General features: G+C 68.4%; 20 protein-coding genes. 8 read left to right on the forward strand and 12 right to left on the reverse strand.

Features of this window, described 5'->3' with window-relative positions:
- Positions 1–135: 135 nt before the first annotated feature.
- Complete coding sequence (locus ACIBCN_RS40840) at positions 136–414, reverse strand: hypothetical protein (RefSeq protein WP_396997749.1); 279 nt, start codon at positions 412–414, stop codon at positions 136–138.
- Positions 415–516: 102 nt separating this feature from the next.
- On the opposite strand from ACIBCN_RS40840, the gene ACIBCN_RS40845 reads away from it, so the two are divergent.
- On the forward strand, positions 517–1,152 hold the full coding sequence (locus ACIBCN_RS40845; RefSeq protein WP_396997751.1) for a TetR/AcrR family transcriptional regulator: 636 nt from the start codon (positions 517–519) through the stop codon (positions 1,150–1,152).
- Here ACIBCN_RS40845 and ACIBCN_RS40850 read toward each other — a convergent pair.
- Entirely contained in the window at positions 1,137–1,781 is a 645-nt protein-coding gene (locus ACIBCN_RS40850; RefSeq protein ID WP_396997752.1) for a TetR/AcrR family transcriptional regulator, read from the reverse strand. The genes ACIBCN_RS40845 and ACIBCN_RS40850 overlap by 16 nt on opposite strands.
- Before the next feature lie 198 nt (positions 1,782–1,979).
- Here ACIBCN_RS40850 and ACIBCN_RS40855 point away from each other — a divergent pair, with 198 nt between their 5' ends.
- The 4 genes from ACIBCN_RS40855 (at position 1,980) to ACIBCN_RS40870 (ending at position 5,422) form a co-directional block, all read left to right on the forward strand.
- A complete protein-coding gene (locus ACIBCN_RS40855) occupies positions 1,980–3,386 on the forward strand; it encodes a lipase family protein (RefSeq protein WP_396997753.1) in 1,407 nt (468 codons plus the stop codon).
- A gap of 203 nt (positions 3,387–3,589) precedes the next feature.
- Positions 3,590–4,465, forward strand: a complete 876-nt coding sequence (locus ACIBCN_RS40860; RefSeq protein ID WP_396997755.1) for an oxidoreductase — start codon at positions 3,590–3,592, stop codon at positions 4,463–4,465.
- Between the two features lie 124 nt (positions 4,466–4,589).
- Positions 4,590–5,039, forward strand: coding sequence for a transcriptional regulator (locus tag ACIBCN_RS40865; RefSeq protein ID WP_396997756.1), 450 nt, complete (start codon positions 4,590–4,592; stop codon positions 5,037–5,039).
- 68 nt (positions 5,040–5,107) lie between these two features.
- On the forward strand, positions 5,108–5,422 hold the full coding sequence (locus ACIBCN_RS40870) for a DUF3817 domain-containing protein (protein WP_396997829.1): 315 nt from the start codon (positions 5,108–5,110) through the stop codon (positions 5,420–5,422).
- A 7-nt stretch (positions 5,423–5,429) separates the two neighbouring features.
- On the opposite strand, the gene rdgB is transcribed toward ACIBCN_RS40870, so the two are convergent.
- From rdgB to clpS, 10 genes are all read right to left on the reverse strand, one after another.
- A complete protein-coding gene (rdgB, locus tag ACIBCN_RS40875; RefSeq protein WP_396997758.1) occupies positions 5,430–6,041 on the reverse strand; it encodes an RdgB/HAM1 family non-canonical purine NTP pyrophosphatase in 612 nt (203 codons plus the stop codon).
- 2 nt (positions 6,042–6,043) lie between these two features.
- Entirely contained in the window at positions 6,044–6,814 is a 771-nt protein-coding gene (rph, locus tag ACIBCN_RS40880) for a ribonuclease PH (protein ID WP_396997759.1), read from the reverse strand.
- Positions 6,815–6,862: 48 nt separating this feature from the next.
- A complete protein-coding gene (locus ACIBCN_RS40885; protein WP_396997761.1) occupies positions 6,863–7,627 on the reverse strand; it encodes a cyclic nucleotide-degrading phosphodiesterase in 765 nt (254 codons plus the stop codon).
- A gap of 69 nt (positions 7,628–7,696) precedes the next feature.
- Positions 7,697–8,419, reverse strand: coding sequence for a rhomboid family protein (locus tag ACIBCN_RS40890; protein WP_396997763.1), 723 nt, complete (start codon positions 8,417–8,419; stop codon positions 7,697–7,699).
- Positions 8,420–8,519: 100 nt separating this feature from the next.
- Positions 8,520–9,482, reverse strand: a complete 963-nt coding sequence (locus tag ACIBCN_RS40895; RefSeq protein ID WP_396997765.1) for a PLP-dependent cysteine synthase family protein — start codon at positions 9,480–9,482, stop codon at positions 8,520–8,522.
- A 7-nt stretch (positions 9,483–9,489) separates the two neighbouring features.
- On the reverse strand, positions 9,490–9,762 hold the full coding sequence (locus tag ACIBCN_RS40900; protein WP_357390617.1) for a MoaD/ThiS family protein: 273 nt from the start codon (positions 9,760–9,762) through the stop codon (positions 9,490–9,492).
- Positions 9,763–9,795: 33 nt separating this feature from the next.
- Positions 9,796–10,218, reverse strand: a complete 423-nt coding sequence (locus tag ACIBCN_RS40905) for a Mov34/MPN/PAD-1 family protein (protein WP_396997768.1) — start codon at positions 10,216–10,218, stop codon at positions 9,796–9,798.
- A 100-nt stretch (positions 10,219–10,318) separates the two neighbouring features.
- A complete protein-coding gene (locus tag ACIBCN_RS40910; protein WP_396997770.1) occupies positions 10,319–11,383 on the reverse strand; it encodes a P1 family peptidase in 1,065 nt (354 codons plus the stop codon).
- Positions 11,384–11,459: 76 nt separating this feature from the next.
- Complete coding sequence (locus ACIBCN_RS40915) at positions 11,460–12,029, reverse strand: DUF2017 domain-containing protein (RefSeq protein WP_396997771.1); 570 nt, start codon at positions 12,027–12,029, stop codon at positions 11,460–11,462.
- A 22-nt stretch (positions 12,030–12,051) separates the two neighbouring features.
- Positions 12,052–12,402 (reverse strand): ATP-dependent Clp protease adapter ClpS, encoded by a 351-nt coding sequence (gene clpS, locus ACIBCN_RS40920; protein WP_396997773.1) that lies wholly within the window; start codon positions 12,400–12,402, stop codon positions 12,052–12,054.
- 149 nt (positions 12,403–12,551) lie between these two features.
- Between clpS and ACIBCN_RS40925 the strand changes: the two genes are divergently transcribed.
- The 3 genes from ACIBCN_RS40925 (at position 12,552) to ACIBCN_RS40935 (ending at position 16,657) form a co-directional block, all read left to right on the forward strand.
- Positions 12,552–13,907 (forward strand): nicotinate phosphoribosyltransferase, encoded by a 1,356-nt coding sequence (locus ACIBCN_RS40925; RefSeq protein WP_396997774.1) that lies wholly within the window; start codon positions 12,552–12,554, stop codon positions 13,905–13,907.
- 85 nt (positions 13,908–13,992) lie between these two features.
- Positions 13,993–14,559, forward strand: coding sequence for a pyrazinamidase PncA (gene pncA / locus ACIBCN_RS40930; RefSeq protein ID WP_396997775.1), 567 nt, complete (start codon positions 13,993–13,995; stop codon positions 14,557–14,559).
- Positions 14,560–14,614: 55 nt separating this feature from the next.
- Positions 14,615–16,657: an ATP-dependent DNA helicase gene (locus ACIBCN_RS40935; protein WP_396997777.1), complete on the forward strand. Its 2,043-nt coding sequence runs from the start codon at positions 14,615–14,617 to the stop codon at positions 16,655–16,657.
- The last annotated feature ends 117 nt before the right edge of the window (positions 16,658–16,774 follow it).

The following is a 16,774-nucleotide window of genomic DNA, read 5'->3' on the forward strand; positions in this document are numbered from 1 at the left end:
GCGGGGGGGCCGGGGGGGGGCGCGGCGCCCCCGCCCCCCGCCCCGCCCCCCCCCCCGCCCCCCCCCCCCCCCCGGGGGGGGGGGGGGGGCGGCGCCCCCCCCCCCCCCCCCCCCCCCCGGCGGGGTGCTCGATGATCAGCCGCGGCCCGGGATGCGCAGCGGGCGCTGCGAGGCCGCGCGGAAGGCGGTCTGGCTACGGGGCAGACCGGCAGCCTTTCGGTCGAGTCGCGTCGCGCCGGGGAATGCGTTGGCGCGCTGCTTGTTTCGCTTCGGTGCGGCGGCGTCCGGCGCGAGGCGGCTGAGGACGGCGTCGATGGTGGTCTGCGCGGAGGTCTTGTCGGCCATGGTGGCTGGTCCCTTTCGGTCGATGGTGATGGTGCGGGCCGGGGTTGCTTCGACAAGTCCGTAGTTCATTCGCGGTGACGCTCCTTCGTGCTCGGTAACGAGAACAAACTTAGAACAGACCTAAAAATATGTCAAGCATAAATTTTGGTCGGTATCAGATATGGTGTTCGCATGAGCGCAGAGACATTGGGGCTTCGGGACCGGAAGAAGCTACAGACCAGGGAGAACATCTCCCATCAGGCGACCAGGCTGTTCCTCGAGCACGGCTTCGACAAGGTGACGATCGCCGACGTCGCGGTGGCCGCGCAGGTCGCCAAGATGACGGTGACCAACTACTTCCCGCGCAAAGAGGACCTGGCCCTCGATCTGCACGACGTCTTCGTCGACCAGCTCGCGCGCGTCGTCCGCGAGCGCGAGCCCGGCGAGTCGGCCTTGGCGGCGCTGCGTGCCGCCTACCTGACGGCCGCGGCCGGACAGGATCCGGTGGTCGGCTTCTCCGGACCGGAGTTCGCCGGGATGATCAGCGACAGCCCAGCTCTGGTCGCCCGGCTGCGCGAATTCCACGACGAGCGCGAGCAGGCCCTCGCTGACACCCTCGCCGCCGAAACCGGCGCGGCCGCAACGGATATCACGCCACGGGTGGCCGCCGCTCAGCTAGGCGGGGTGCATCGGGTGCTGTTCGACGAGACCATGCGCCGCACCCTCGACGGTCAGTCGAACGACGAAATCGCCACGGCCGTCACCGAATACGTCGGCACGGCGTTCGACTCGCTCGAGCCGTCGCTCGGCGACTACGCCGTGCGCTGATCGGGCACTTCCAGCAGCGACAGCGCGATCGGCACCAGTAGTTCCACCAGCTCGCCGACCGACGGGCGCGGATCGGCCAGCACCCACTCGTGCGCGAGGCCGTTGATCGCGCCGATGAGAGCGCTTGCGCCCCAGCCGCTTCCGCCGCGAATCCGGGCGTCGGGTGCCACCGTCGGTAGCACGCTGGTGGCGAGCAAGTCGGCCCACGCGTGCCTGCGTTCGCGGCGGTGCCGCTCCATCCGGTCGCTGACGCCGACCACCTCGATGAAGGCGACCTTGGCGCGATAGGGGTCGGAGCCGATCGAGCCGAGGTAGGCCGAGACCATCGCGGTCATCGCCGCGGTCATATCGAAGCGCGGGTCGAGGTCGGCCAGCGCCGTGACCAGCACGGCGGCCGCTTCGTCCTGGATTCGGTCGTAGGCGGCGACCAGCACGTCTTCCCTGGTCTGGAATTCCTCGTAGAACTGCCGCTTGGACAGCGACGCGGCGGCGCAGACGTCGGCCAGCGAGCAGTTCGCGTAGCCGCGTTCGGCGAAGATCCGGGTCGCCGCGTCCAGGAAGCGCTGGCGGCGTTCCGCCTTGCGTTCCGTGACGGCGCGTCCGCCGTACTGCCTGCCAACGATGGTCACGCCTCCCACCGTATCGGAGATCCCGGGACAACCCCGGTGACCAGGCGCGGCTCCGCTGGCTGCGGGCATAACTCGGCAGCGCTGGGGGCCAGTTCTCGCCCGATGACATTTGTGATCCGCGTCATGGCGTTGCATACTCGACATAGTCTGAAACCAACTGGGCTCACATGTGCGTCCCGGCAACAAAGAGGTTGATCTGTGGTTCCTCCGCGCAAGCACGCATCGAAGCTGCTCGTCGCCGTCGCCGTGCTGGCGACCGCGCTGCCCTTCGCCCTCGCGGAGCAGGCGGTCGCCGAGCCGGGCACTCCCCCGGTCCAGCCCGCGCTGCCGTTCCCCATTCCGCCCATGCCGCCGGGCTTCGACCCGGCGTTCTATCGTCCGGCGCCGGAAACCTACGCGAATCTCGAACCGGGACAGCTCATCGCGGCACGGCAGGTGAATGTGGCGAACCTGTCGCTGATTCCGGTCAACGTCGATTCCTGGCAGCTGTCCTACCGGTCGACCAACACCCGCGGCGAGCCGATCGCCGCGGTGGCCACCGTGCTGAAGCCGCGGGGGTACGTGGCCGACCGGCCGCTTTTCTCCTATCAGATCGCCGAGGACTCCACCGGTAACTACTGCATGCCGTCCTATCAGCTGCAGATGGGTTCCATCCCGGCAACGCTCACCGGTTCGGTGCTGGTCGCCGCCCAGTTCCTGGAGGTACAGGCGGCGCTCGCGCAGGGGTGGGCAGTGGTCGTGCCCGATCACCAAGGCCCCGATTCCGCTTATGCCGCAGGACCTTTGGCAGGCCGGATCACGCTGGACGGCATCCGCGCGGCGGAGCGTTTCGATCCGATGCAGTTGTCCGGCACCAACACTCGGGTCGGCATGATGGGCTATTCCGGCGGCGCCATCGCCACCGGACATGCCGCCGAGCTGAAGCGGAGCTACGCACCGGAGCTCAATGTCGTCGGCGCCGCCGAGGGCGGCATCCCCGCCGATTTGTCCGCCGCGCTGAAGATGGCCAACGGCAATCTCTCCGCCGGGCTCATCTTCGCGGGCGCGCTCGGCGTCTCGCGCGAGTACCCGGAACTGCGAAACTTCCTCGACGCCAACATGAATGGTCTCGGCAAGCTGATGATGGCGGCCAAGGATCAACTCTGCGCGAGCTACCAGTCGATCTTCTTCCCGTTCGCCGACAACATCGGGATGCTGGCCAAGAATCCGTTCACCGATCCCACGGTCGTCGCGGTGCTGGACAAGACCAAGATGGGCAAGGCCGTGCCGGACATGCCGATGTTCATGTTCCAGGCGAACGCGGACTGGCTGATCCCGGTCGGCCCGGTCAACGACCTGGTCGCCTATTACGCGCAGGATCCGAACGCCCGCGTCGAGTACGTGCGCGATCACTTCAGCGAGCACCTGACGCTCGATCCGATCGGCGCGCCCCGCGCCCTGCTGTGGCTGCGCGATCGGTTCGCGGGCAAACCCGTCGCATCGGGCGTCAGCACCACCGATGTCGGCTCGATGATGCTCGATCCGGCGACCTGGCAGGTGTGGGGAGAGGTGGTCGGCACCACACTCGCCGCGGCGTTCCAGCAACCAATCGGCAGTGGCCGCTGAATGAACTTCGCGTGCGAAAAATGTGATCTGTAGCGAGCGTCTGGCAGTCCGCGGAGTGCCCTGTTGTTATCTCTAACGACTGTGCTCTCTCGCGGCTGTGCTCTCGACCGGCGAGTGACAGGAATCACCTCCGTCTGAGACACTCGTCATCGGACCGCGGGGAAACCCTTCCCCCAGAACTTACTCCAGAGTAAGGTTGATTCATGGCGTGGAAACCTTCTGAAATCCCGGATCAGACCGGACGCACCTTCGTGATCACCGGCGCGAACGGCGGGTTGGGTGCCGTGACCACCGAGGTCCTCGCGGCCCATGGCGCGACCGTCATCATGGCCTGTCGCAACGCGGCCAAGGCCCAGGCGGTCGCCGATGGCATCACCGGTGACGTTCGCGTCGCCGAGCTGGACCTGTCCGACCTGGCATCGGTCCGCAAGTTCGCGGACGAGCAGGCCGAATTCGACGTACTGATCAACAACGCCGGGCTGATGAACGTCCCGTTCTCGCGGACCAAGGACGGCTTCGAGACGCAGTGGGGTGTCGATCACCTCGCCCACTACGCGCTGACCGGCCTGCTGCTCGACCGCATCCGCGACCGAGTGGTGACGCTGGCCAGCATCGCGCACAAGCAGACCCCGAAGCTGTGGGTCGACGATCTCAACTACGAGAACCGCCGCTACCAGCGCAATCTCGCCTACGCGCAGGCCAAGCTGTCGAACCTGATGTTCGCCAGGGAACTGCAGCGCAGGCTCGCCGAATCGGGTTCGGGCAAGCGGTCTTACGCGGTGCATCCCGGTGTGTCGGCCACCGACCTGTTCGCCAAGACCGAGACCCCGATCGACCGGATCATCAAGCCGTTCGTCGCGATCATCGGCCACCCGCCGAAGAAGGCCGCGCACTCCTCGCTGTTCGCCGCAACCATGCCCGACGCCGATCCTGAGGTCTACTGGGGTCCGCGCCGGTTCTTCCAGACCCAGGGCCCGGTGGAGTCGTCGCCGTCGAGCCGGCTCTCCAAGAACAAGGAACTCTGGAAGCGGCTCTGGGCGGAATCCGAGCGGCTGACCGGCGTCACCTACAAGTTCTGAGCCCGAGCGACCCGCCTGTTCGCCGCGGGCGGGTCGTTTCGCGCCAGGAGGCCACGATCACAGCCGGATTCCGACCGTCGACCTGGTCCTACGCACCGTGTAGTAGACGGGTACCGTAGTAGCCGTGTCCGCTTCACCCCGCCGCTCGGCACACAATCGCCCGGCCCTCATCGCGCTGGTGATCGTCGCTGCGCTCGGCTGCTTGGGGCTGGCGTGGTGGCAGTGGGAGCGGTTCGAGTCGACGAGCGGCACCGGCCAGAATCTGGGTTACGCGCTGCAATGGCCGTTGTTCGCGGCGTTCGCGGTGTTCGCCTACTTCCGGTTCGTCCGGCTCGAACGCGAAGCCGAGGAAGACGAGCAGCCCAGCGACAGGCCGCGGCGCGCGCCGAAAGCCGTTGCGCCCCGCGAGATTCCGGCCGGGCTGCTACCGGACCGGCCGAAAGCGGTGCGCGACGAGGACCCGGTGCTCGCCGAATACAACAAGTACCTGGCCGCATTGCATGCCGAAGACATCGATCATCAGGTCCGCGAGGCGGGCCTTGGTGCCCGCGACACCGAGAGGAGCGCCGGTTGACCGCCAGCGAGAAGTCCACCGAGAGCACTGCGGCACCGGCCACCGAGCGCACCCCGGCCAGTAGCGGGGTGCGCACCGCCAAGATCAAGTCCGCGCTGCTGCGCTACCGCGCGCTGGCCTGGATCACCGGCATCTGGCTGCTGCTGCTCACCGGCGAGATGATCGCCAAGTACGGTTTCCACGTACACACCCCCGCCTGGATCCCGGTCGTGCACGGCTGGGCGTACCTGATCTACCTGCTGGTCACGGCTGATCTCGCGGTGAAGGTGCGCTGGCCGGTGCGCCGCACCGTCGGCACGTTGCTCGCGGGCACCATCCCGCTGCTGTCGTTCTTCTTCGAGCACGCGAACGCGAAAAAGGTCAAGGAAGACTTCGGCATCTAGCGGCCGGCTAGTTTTCGGCCAGCTCGGACAACGCCGGGAGCAGCTGGGTCAGCGCGCGGCCGCGGTGCGAGACCGCGTCCTTTTCGGCGGGCGTCAGCTGCGCGGCGGAGGTATCGCCACCCTCGGGGATGAACAGCGGGTCGTAGCCGAAACCGCCGTCCCCCAGCGGTTTCCGGCCGACCGTGCCCGGCCATTCGCCCCGCACCACGATGTCCGCGCCATCGGGCACCACCAGCGCACAGGTCGAGACGAACCGGGCCCCGCGCCGCTCGTCCGGCACGTCGCCGAGCTGGGCGAGCAGCAGCGCGTTGTTGGCCGCGTCGTCGCCGTGCCGCCCCGCCCAGCGCGCCGAGAGTACGCCGGGCATGCCGTTGAGCGCGTCCACCTCGATACCGGAATCGTCTGCGACACAAGCCAATCCGGTGGCGACGGCACCGTCGCGGGCCTTGGCGAGCGCGTTCTCCTCGAACGTCGCGCCGGTCTCCGGCGCCTCGTCGTAGGCGGGCACGTCGTCCAGCCCGACGATCTCGATCCCCGCGATGCCCGCCTCGGCGAGGATGCGCCGCAGCTCGTTCAGCTTCTTGGCATTGCGGCTGGCCACCAGCACCCGACGCGCCACGGCTACTTCTTCTTCGACTCGGACGGCTCCGGCAGCACGCCGGGATACGGCAGCGCCAAGGCCGCTTTCTGGATGGCGAAGATCTGCTCGCAGCCGACCAGCGCGGAATCCAGCATCTTGTCCAGCGTGGAGCGCGGGAAGGTGGCGCCCTCGCCGGTGCCCTGGATCTCGACCAGGGTGCCGGTGTCGGTGGCGACCACGTTCATATCGACCTCGGCGCGCGAATCCTCTTCGTAGGGCAGGTCGAGGCGCACCCGGCCGTCGACCACGCCTACGCTCACCGCGGCGATCGCGCACGAGATCGGCTGCGGGTCGGCCAGCACGCCCTTGGCGGCCAGGTAGGTGATCGCGTCGACCAGGGCGACATACGCGCCGGTGATGGCGGCGGTCCTGGTGCCGCCGTCGGCCTGCAGCACGTCGCAGTCGATCGCGATGGTGTTCTCGCCGATGGCGGCCAGGTCGATGCAGGCACGCAGCGATCGGCCGATCAGCCGGCTGATCTCCTGGGTGCGGCCGCCGACCTTCCCCTTCACCGACTCGCGTCCGCTGCGGGTGTGCGTCGCGGCGGGCAGCATCGCGTATTCGGCGGTGACCCAACCCAGTCCGGAGTCGCGGCGCCACGGCGGCACGCCCTCGGTCACGCTCGCGGTGCACATCACCCGCGTCTGACCGAACTCGACCAGCACCGAACCGGCTGGATGCGTGGTGAATCCACGGGTGATTTTTACCTCGCGGAGTTCGTCGTCCGCCCTGCCATCGGCTCGTCTAGACACGCGCCACAGCCTAGGGGATGGCAGTCGACGTCAGCTGGGCAACCCGCCTCAGAGATCGAAGGTCTCGCCCGGCGCGACGGCGTGCACGGGCCCGGAGAACTGCGCCTTGGCCTCGGCGATGACATCTTCGCGCGAGGTCCACGGCGGAATATGGGTGAGCAGCAGTTCTTTCACGCCCGCCTGCGCGGCGATCTGGCCAGCCTCGGTGCCCGAAAGATGAATGCCGGGCGGTCGATTCGCGGGATCGTGGGTCCACGACGCCTCGGCCATCAGAATGTCGGCGCCCTTGGCGAGCTCGTTGACCGAGTCGCACATAGCGGTGTCGCCGGTATAGACGAAGGTGCGTCCGGCGGCCGTGACGATGCGCAGGCCATAGGACTCCGGCGGGTGGAACATCCGGCGCGCCGACACGGTGTGGCCCGGCCCGAATTCGATCTCCTCGCCGACGGTCCACGGCCGATGATCGATCACGTCGGACCAGTCGTCGCATTCGCCGCCGACCTCGGCCGAGGCGTTACCGATGCGCAGCGCGCTGTCGGACGGACCGCGCACGATGGCCCGGCCGACCGGCGGGGTGGGGTGGTAGCGCCGCCAGACCAGCAGGCCGGGCAGATCGAGGCAGTGGTCGGCGTGCAGGTGGGTGAGGAAGATATCGACCTCGCCGGGGTCGGCGTAGCGCTGCAGCGCGCCGAGTACGCCTGGCCCGAAATCGATCACCACGGGCGTCATATCCGGCCCGGTCAGCAGATAGCCCGACGCTGGGGAGTCCGGGCCGGACACGCTGCCCGAGCACCCGAGGACGGTGAGGCGCATTCCCCCATGCTGCCACGACGAATCAGCACTCAAGAAACTATCCCCCACATTTCTCGACGGGCCGCAAAATCACCGTGGCGACGCAATGAACCCAGCCTGATCCCCGCGACGATTTCGGCGTGCATCACCAGAGAGTACCCAGCCGGCCAGCAGTCCACCCACCGCCCCGAAAAGATGGCCCTGCCAAGAGATTCCATCCTGGCCGGGCAATACGCCCCACAACAGTGACCCGTAGAGGGCCAAAACCACGAGCCCGAGCACGATCTGGCCGATGTTGCGGGTGAACCAGCCGCGCGAGATCAGGAACGTCAACCAGCCGAACACCAGCACCGACGCGCCGAGGTGCACGCTGCCGGAGGCACCGGTCAGCCAGGTGCCCACTCCGGCGACGATCCAGATGATCGCGGTCGCGGCCAGCCCGCGGCCGATGCCGGCGAGCAGGGCGAGGAAGCCGAGGACCAGGACGGGCAGGGTGTTGCCGATCAGATGCGGCCAGCCCGCGTGCAGGACCGGGGCGAACAGGATGCCCGAGAGCCCATCGGCCGCCCTGGGGTGGATACCCGCATTGTCGAGTTGGCCGTGGTCGAGGGTGTCGACGCCCTCGATGCCGTACAGCAGCGCGACGAATCCGGCGATGAGCACTCCGGCGCGCAGCCACAGTTGTTTAACGGCGGCGAGGTTGTTCGACTTCACCGGCGTATTCGCCGGCAGACCCGGCTTTCCCAACTGGGCACGGATCGCCGCGATCCGATCGGGGTCGAATGACGAACCGATTCCCGAACCGCCGGTCATCGCAGCCTCCTCGTCGAGCAGGAGCAACGACGGTTCGCTCAGGCACGCGCGAGCCGTCCTCCCGCTATGTCGAGGGTACCGGCGTGGACAAGGGCGAGCGCTATGCCCAGAGCTGGCCGTCGAGTCGTTCCTCGGCCTCTTCCAGGGTGCCGTCGTACGCGCCGGTCGACAGGTACTTCCAGCCGCCGTCGGCGACCACGAACGCGATGTCGGCGCGCTTGCCCGCCTTCGCGACCTTGCGGGCGACGCCGAGCGCGGCGTGCAGGATCGCGCCGGTCGAAATGCCCGCGAAAATGCCCTCCTCGGAGACCAGCTCGCGAGTGCGCTTGACCGCGTCGAACGGACCGACCGAGAACCGGGTGGTCAGCACGGACTCGTCGTACAGCTCGGGGATGAAGCCCTCATCGATATTGCGCAGGCCGTAGACCAGCTCGCCGTAGCGCGGTTCGGCCGCCACGATCTCGATGTTCGGCACCTTCTCGCGCAGAAATCGTCCGGTGCCCATGAGCGTTCCGGTGGTGCCGAGGCCCGCGACGAAGTGGGTGATCTCCGGCAGATCGGCCAGGATCTCCGGGCCGGTGGTTTCGTAATGCGCCAGCGCGTTCGCGGGGTTGCCGTACTGGTACAGCATCACCCAGTCCGGATTCTCCGCCGCGATCTGCTTGGCCCGCGCCACCGCCTGATTGGAGCCGCCCGCGGCCGGGGAATCGATGATCTGGGCGCCGAACATGGTCAGCAGCTGACGCCGCTCCACCGAGGTGTTCTCCGGCATCACGCAGACCAGCCGGTAGCCCTTGAGCTTGGCGGCCATGGCCAGCGAGATGCCGGTGTTGCCGCTGGTGGGTTCCAGGATCGTGCAGCCCGGCGTGAGCAGGCCGTCGGTCTCGGCCTGCTCGATCATCCGCAGCGCCGGACGGTCCTTGATGGAACCGGTCGGGTTGCGATCCTCGAGCTTGGCCCACAGCCGCACGTGGTTCTCGCCGTCCCACTGCGGGGACAGGGTGCGCAGGCCGACCAGCGGCGTGTTGCCGAGGGTCGCGATCAGCGATTCGTAGCGCGCCACGGGTGGATCAACCGCCGGCGACGGCGGGCAGGATGGTCACGCTCGCGTCGGCGGGCACCTCGGCCGCGAGGCCGCCGGAGAACCGCACGTCCTCGTCGTCGACGTAGATATTGACGTAGCGATTCAGCTTGCCGTCCTTGAGCAGACGCTCGGCCAGCCCGGGGTGGTTCGCGTCGAGGTCATCGATCAGCGCGCTCAGCGTGGCGCCCTGCGCCTGCACGCGCTTCTCCCCTCCGGTGAGGCCACGCATGATGGTCGGGATGGACACGGTTACCGGCATGAGAACTCCTCGGTTTCACGAACAAACATCGGTTCAGGCGGTTTCGTACGCGTCGACGATATGCACCGGTTCCTCGGTGACCTCGCCGTCGACGATCCGGTAGCTGCGCAGCTCGTGCTGCTCCGGGTCGCGGGTGGAGATCAGCACGTAGTGCGCGAACGGCTCGGACGCGTAGGACACATCGGTGCGGCTCGGATAAGCCTCGGTGGCGGTGTGCGAGTGGTAGATCACCACGGGTGTCTCGTCGGCGTCGTCCATCGCGCGCCAGACTTTGAGCTGCTCACCGGAATCGAAACGATAAAAGGTGGGCGAGCGCTCGGCATTGACCATGGCCACGAAGCGCTCCGGACGATCGGACTCGTCCGGTCCGGCGATGATGCCGCACGCCTCGTCGGGGTGGTCGGCGCGCGCGTGCGCCACCATTGCCGCCACGAGGTCGGCCCTGATCACCAGCACGAGTCAAACCCTTCCGCAATGCCGACCTATCGCAGTCGACAACGAGCCAGAATATTCGGCTATTCCCCGAGTGCGTCGGCTGGACCCGAATTCTCCGCTGCTAGCCGGGAAATAAGTCTCGATACGCAGGGACTTCCCCGACGGAGGTGGCCGAAAGAATCGCATCGACAATCGCGCGTTCCACGCAGAGCGCCGCGGCGGTGCCGAGCAGATCGACCATCAGCACGTCGGGCGGGAACGCGGAGGGCAGCGCGAAGCTCGCCGCGGGCGGCTGCCACGAGCCGGTCGACAACGCGAAGAACGCGTCGCCGTCGAACGGTCCATGGGCGGGCCGGATCGCGCGGGCGAGTCCGTCATGGGCCGTCATCGCCAGCCGCTGACAGCCGATCGGATCCAGCGGCGCGTCCGTGGCCACCACACCGATGGTCGTATTGAGTCGCATACTTTTCGACGGCAATGCGTTCGCGCGCGCCAGCTGTTCCGCGGTCGGGGTTCGCACGCCGAAGTGATCCGGCCCGTCGGTGCCGACGCCCCACGGCAGCCCCGTCCTCGGGTCGAAGACCGAGCCCGCCGCGTTCGCGACGACCAACGCGGAAACTGTCGCCCCGGCCGCCGGTCCGTCGCCCAGCACCACGCTCGCAGTGCCGACACCGCCCTTGATCGAACCGGCTCGCGCACCAACACCGCCGCCGGCCACGCCGCGCGCGAAGTCGAGCGACGCGGCGGCCGCGGCCTGGTAGCCGAACTCGGCGGTGGGCCGAATGTCCCACGCGCCCAACGGAAGGTCGTAGATCACCGCGCCCGGCACGATCGGCACCACCCGGCGGGGATTGGTCGGATCCATCGGGATGCCTTCGCCGTGCTCCTCGAGCCAGCGCATGACGCCGTCGGCCGCGGCGAGGCCGTAGGCGCTGCCGCCGGTGAGCACGATCGCGTTGGCCTGGCGCATGGTGCGGGCCAGATCGAGCACGTCGGTTTCCCGGGTACCCGGCCCGCCGCCGCGCACATCGACGGCGGCGGTCGCGCCGCCCGGCGCGTAGATGACGGTGGTCCCGGTCGCCGCGCCGGAGCCGAGCGCCGCGTCCGGGTCGAGCGCGTGATGATGCCCGACGAGCAGGCCGGATACATCGGTGAGCGAATTACGTTGCCCGGCTTGCACCCGCACGGTTGCTCCTGCCTCTCGGTCGCGGCGCGATTCGATCCGCCCGTTCTGTTCTACCGGTCGCGACCGGGTTCGTGGTTCAGGGAGCCAGGGCCTGCAGGAGGGAGTCCTGCATCCAGGTGAGCCAGTGATAGACGTCGAGGTGCGGTGCGCGCGGATCGTCCGAGCCCAGATGGTCGGGAGTGTCGGCGTCGATGCCGAGCACCGTGCCCAAGGCCAGCCGCACGTCGGTGAGCGCGGTGAGCCAGGCGTCGGCCTGCTCGGGGGTGAGCGCGATCTTGCCGCCGGAGGTGGGCACGGTGTTCAGGATGACGCTGCCCGCGGCCAGCTTGGCGTCGATGATCTCCGGCTCGTGCAGCCCGCGCAGCGCGCTGTTCAGATCGGCGCGGTCGGCGTCCGGAGAACCGGGTTCGCTGCGGTGGAAGTCCGGCAGCAGCCTGCGCAGTCGTGGATCGTCGGGGGCGACGGTATTGCCGGTGCGCAGCCCGGTCAGCGCGGCCAGGTCGTCTTCGGGCGCGGCATCGGCCCTCTCGGTGAGCAACCCGGAGACCGCACCGACCAGCGAGCGCAACACGTTGGCCTCACGTGCGTCCATCTCGGATCGCAGTTTGAGGCCGCTCAGCGAGTTCTTCCTGCTCCACTTCCGCACGGCGTCAGGGTAGTCGTCTTGGTCAGTCGTCCCGTTGCATGGTCGCCCAGAGTCCCGCGGCGTGCAGCCGCTGGACGTCATGTTCCATTTTGTCCCGCGAACCCGACGAGACCACGGCTTTGCCCTCGTTGTGCACGCACAGCATCAGCTCGTTCGCCTTCGCTTTGCTGTAGCCGAACAGCTTCTGGAAGATGTAGGCGACGTAGTGCATGAGGTTGACTGGGTCGTCCCAGACCACAGTGACCCATGGGCGATCTTCTGCCTCCAAGATCTCGGTGTATTCGACCGCCTCGGGGGTCGCCTGTGCCGCTGACAGTGTCGCGTCCACGGCGTTCACCACGACGCCGCCTCGGACTATGTTGCACAAGGCCATAACGTCAAGGGTACGACTCGACTCCGAATGAGCAACACCCCACTGAGCCCCGATTCGAGCATTCCCCACCTCGCTGAGCGGGCGGCCCTTATGATGACCGGCCCGGGCAACACGCGCTATAAGCGACCGGTCTGTCTACAGTTGGCTGCGTGGACATCCGCGACGGCGTCACCAGCACCGCACTGCTGACGGACCAGTACGAACTGACCATGCTCGCCGCCGCGCTGGCCGACGAGTCCGCGCACCGCCGCTGCACCTTCGAGGTGTTCGCGCGCCGCCTGCCACACGGGCGTCGCTACGGCGTGGTCGCGGGCACCGGCCGGCTGCTCGACGCGCTGGAGCGTTTCCAGTTCGGCGAGCCGGAGCTGGCAGTGATCGCACACTTCCTGCCCGCGAAGGCGGTGGATTGGCTGCGCGACTATCGATTCACCGGTGACATCGACGGTTATGCCGAGGGCGAGTTGTATTTCCCCGGCTCCCCCATTCTTTCGGTGCGTGGCAGCTTCGCCGAATGCGTGGTGCTGGAGACGCTGGCTCTGTCGATCCTCAATCACGACAGCGCGATCGCCTCGGCCGCCGCGCGGATGGTCAGTGCGTCCGGCGGGCGCCGGATGATCGAGATGGGTTCGCGGCGTACCCATGAGCTCGCCGCGCCGGACAGTTCGCGGGCCGCGTATCTGGCCGGTTTCGACGCCACCTCGAATTTGGAGGCGGTGCGTCGCTACGGCGTGCCGGGTGCGGGCACCAGTGCGCACGCGTTCACCTTGTTGCACGCGGGGTCGGCAGTCGGCGGAGCCGACGGGGTGGGTAAACACAGCGGTTCTGACGGTGAGCACGAGGCGGCGGCGTTCCGCAGTCAGGTCGCGGCGCTCGGCATCGGCACCACGTTGCTGGTGGACACTTACGACATCACTCAGGGCGTGGCGACCGCGATCGAGGTGGCGGGCCCGGAGCTGGGCGGGGTGCGGATCGATTCCGGCGATCTCGGGGTGCTGGCCAGGCAAGTGCGCGATCAGTTGGACGGGCTCGGCGCGACCAAGACGCGCATCGTGGTGTCCGGCGATCTCGACGAATACGCCATCGCCGCGTTGCGGGCCGAGCCGGTCGATGTGTACGGCGTCGGCACCTCGCTGGTGACCGGGTCCGGTGCGCCGACCGCTGGCATGGTCTACAAGCTGGTCGAGGTCGAGGGGGTGCCGGTCGCCAAGCGCAGCAGTCACAAGGAGTCGCGCGGCGGAACCAAGAAGGCGATCCGGTTGTCCCGGCCGACCGGGACGATCGTCGAGGAGATCGTCTATCCGGCGAACGGGCCCACGCCCGAGGCGAACGGGTTCGAGGCGCGGGAACTGCTCGTCCCGCTGGTGCGCGACGGCAAGCTCGTCGAGGACCTGCCGACGCTGTCGGACAGTCGCGACCATGTGGCGCACGGACTGATCAGCCTGCCGTGGGAGGGCTTGAAACTGTCCGCCGGTGAGCCTGCCGTGCCGACCACGTTCGTGAGTTGAGCACTCGGTGTCTCCCCCTGTCTCGAAGGACGGGCCGAGCGGCACAATGCAATACGGGTACTCAGCACAACCGCGGGAGGTCATCATGACCCGAGCCCTGATCATCGTCGACGTCCAGAACGATTTCTGCGAGGGCGGGTCGCTCGCCGTCACCGGCGGCGCCGCGGTCGCGTCCCGCATCAGCGACCATCTCGCCGCCGCGGACTACTCCGCGATCGTCGCGACCCGCGACTATCACATCGATCCCGGCGATCACTTCTCCACGCACCCCGACTACGTCGACTCCTGGCCGCCGCACTGCCGCGTCGGAACCCCGGGCGCGGACTTCCATCCGAACCTGGATACCGCGTCCGTCCAGGAGGTCTTCTCCAAGGGCGCGTATTCGGCCGCCTACTCCGGTTTCGAGGGCACCGCCGAGGACGGCACCACCTTGGCCGACTGGCTGCGCGGCCACGGCATCGAGGCGGTCGACGTGGTCGGCATCGCCACCGACCACTGCGTCCGGGCCACCGCGCTGGACGCCAGGATCGAGGGCTTCGACACCCGCGTGCTGCTCGACCTGACCGCCGGGGTCGCCCCCGACACCACCGACAACGCGCTGGACCGGATGCGCGCCGCGGGCGTCGACCTCGAAGGAAGCGTTTCCGGGTAGGCCGATCAGCACAACGCCCGCATCCGGTGTCGGTATCGGGCAGTAGGCTGCTCGCGTGCCCGAACTCCCCGCCGTCCCCGACCTTTTGGCCACTGCCGTGCAGGCGCTCGGCGGGAAAGAGCGCGACGGGCAGGTGACGATGGCGAGCGCGGTGGACCACGCGATCGACACCAAGGAGCACCTAGCGGTGCAGGCCGGCACCGGCACCGGCAAGTCGCTGGCCTACCTGGTGCCCAGCCTGCGGCACGCGGTGCGGACCGGGCGCACGGTGGTGGTGTCGACCGCGACGATCGCGCTGCAGCGCCAGCTGGTCGATCGCGATCTACCGCGGCTGTCCGAGGCGCTGAGCAAGCCGCTCGGGCGCGCGGCCAAGTTCGCGATCCTCAAGGGCCGCAACAACTATCTGTGCCTGAACAAGATCAATAGCGTGATTCCGGAGGAGCCAGAGGCGGAGCTGTTCGACGCGTTCGCCATCTCCCGGCTCGGCCGCGAGGTGCAGCGGCTCAACGAGTGGGTCTCCGACACCGAGACCGGCGATCGGGACGAGATCGTGCCCGGCGTCACCGACCGCGCCTGGAAACAGGTGAGCGTGTCCTCGCGCGAATGCCTCGGCAAGTCGCGCTGCCCGTTCGGTCAGGACTGCTTCGCCGAAAAGGCACGGGCCGAATCCGCGCAGGCCGACGTGGTGGTGACCAACCACGCGCTGCTGGCGATCGACGCGATCAGCGGCATCCAGGTGCTGCCCGAGCACGACGTGGTCGTCATCGACGAGGCACACGAGCTGGTCGACCGGGTCACCGGCGTGGCCACCGCCGACCTGGCCTCGTCCGCGATCAGCGCGGCCGCGCGCCGCTGCGCCAAACTCATCGACGAAAAAGAGGTCGACCGCCTGGAGAGCGCCGCCGAGGCCTGGCACGACGTACTGGACGAGCTGCCCGCCGCGCGCTGGGAACGGCTACCCGACGGCGTCGCCCCGGTGCTCGCGCTGGTCCGCGACGCGGCGTGGAACGCCCGCACCGCGCTCGCGCCGCAGGGCGGCAGCACCCAGCAGGGTGACGTGGAGACCGCCGCCGCGCGCACCCAGGCGCTGGCCGCGATCGACGAGATCCACGACAGCGCGGTGCGCGCGCTCACCGCGTTCGACGAACCCGACCCGGCGAAACGACACGACGTCATCTGGCTGTCCGCCGAGGAGATGCGCGGCGTGGCCCGGCGCTCGTTGCGGATGGCGCCACTGTCGGTGGGCGGGCTGTTGCGCAGCAGGCTGTTCGGCACCGCGACCGTGGTACTCACCTCGGCCACGCTGCAGATCGGCGGCTCGTTCGACGGGCTCGCGATCACCTGGGGGCTGCCCGCGCAATCGTCGAACCAGATCGATCCCGGCATGGCCAACGGCGCCAAGGCGCCCAGCGATGCCGACAACGTGCGCTGGAGTTCGCTCGATGTCGGCTCGCCGTTCGACCACGCCAAGTCCGGCATCCTCTACGTAGCCAAGCACCTGCCCGCACCGGGCCGCGACGGCCTGGCACCCGCCTACCTGGACGAGATCGAGTTGCTCATCAAGGCCGCGGGCGGTCGCACGCTCGGGCTGTTCTCCTCGATGCGCGCGGCCAAGGCGGCGACCGAGGCGTTACGCGAGCGGCTGGACACGCCCGTGCTGTGCCAGGGCGACGATTCGACCGGCGCGCTGGTCCGCAAGTTCGCCGACGATCCGGAGACCTCGCTGTTCGGCACGCTGTCGCTGTGGCAGGGCGTCGACGTGCCAGGCCCGTCGCTGAGCCTGGTGATCCTGGACCGGATTCCCTTCCCCCGCCCCGACGATCCGCTGCTCACCGCGCGGCAGCGCGCGGTCGAATCGCGCGGCGGCAACGGGTTCATGGCGATCGCGGCCAACCACGCCGCGCTGCTGCTCGCCCAGGGCACCGGCCGATTGCTGCGCAGCGTCGACGACCGCGGCGTCGTCGCGATCCTCGACTCCCGGCTGGCCACCGCCCGCTACGGCGGATACCTGCGCGCCTCGCTGCCGCCGTACTGGGAGACCTCCAACCCCGAGGTGGTCGTGAAAGCGCTGAAACGACTCACCGAAAAAGCGGTGTGAAACAGCACACATTAGCGCGCGCATGCTTCCGAACAGAAGTAAATTAAGGGTGGTACTTCGGTGAACCCCAATTCCCACACCGAACGTATCGGCAGTCCCCGCGCCAAGCCCTGCACG

The organism is Nocardia sp. NPDC051052 (assembly GCF_044456045.1).
Classification (GTDB): Bacteria; Actinomycetota; Actinomycetes; order Mycobacteriales; family Mycobacteriaceae; genus Nocardia.